Here is an 883-nt window from a genome sequence, read left to right on the forward strand (position 1 = left end):
TCCTTCGCCACTAACTGGCCGCCGTCGTTGTTAAACTGACCCGGGGTTTTCGCGCTAAAACGGTCGGCGTTGACGGTAGCGCGAGCGGTACTGATGCCCGATTGACTGGCAGTCAGTTGAATCTGCCTGGCCGCCGTCTGGCTGTCGCTCAGGTCAATCTGTTGACTGTGGATAGCCAGCGTATCGGCGGCCAGATTTTTGCCATTGGCCTGAACGTGTTGTTTGGCCGTCAGGGTCAAGGAGCCGGGTAACGTGGTACGCCCTTTATCATCCAGCCCCGCAGCCCATACGCTGTCGTGACCACTGTGTATCGTGCCTGCTCTGGCGGTGATATTGCCCCGTGCCTCAACCCGGCCGCTATTGTTCAGTTGTTCGCCTGATTGCAAGGTCGCCGTCGATTGAGACAGCAGTTTGCCCTGATTGTCTATCTTTGCGGTACTGGTTAATTGCAACGCGTCACGACTGCTGATAGCGCCGCGGTTCTCTATCCGGCCATCAGCGGTGATATGGACCTCGCCGGCAGACGCGCCGATATTGCCGGCATTATGCACGCCCACCCCCGATTCGGTGCCTATCAGCCTGATTTTATGGGCGTACATGCCGCCCAGCGCCGCCACATCCAGCGCAAACGCCGGGTGCTTTTCATCGTCAACCGATTTTTTCTCAATCTGCTGATGCGCCGCATCGACAATATTGCGCCCGGTAGTCACTTTCAGGTCTTGCGCGTGTAATTTGGCGTTAATCGCCACGGAGCGGGCGATAATATCGGTGTAACTTTGCTGCGTGCTGTCCATGCCGTGTCCGTCAATCCGCACTTCCCCCTGACGGACATCAAACCCTTTCAGCCGGCCCTGTTCCATCAGCGCCTGTCCGGTGGTGAGCG

At 57.9% G+C, this 883-nt stretch carries 1 protein-coding gene; it reads right to left on the bottom strand.

Annotated features, from left to right (window positions below):
• On the bottom strand, positions 1-883 hold an 883-nt coding region (locus EAE92_RS24115; protein WP_479687654.1), incomplete at both ends, for a two-partner secretion domain-containing protein.

Source organism: Photorhabdus hainanensis, assembly GCF_018448965.1.
GTDB lineage: Bacteria > Pseudomonadota > Gammaproteobacteria > Enterobacterales > Enterobacteriaceae > Photorhabdus > Photorhabdus akhurstii.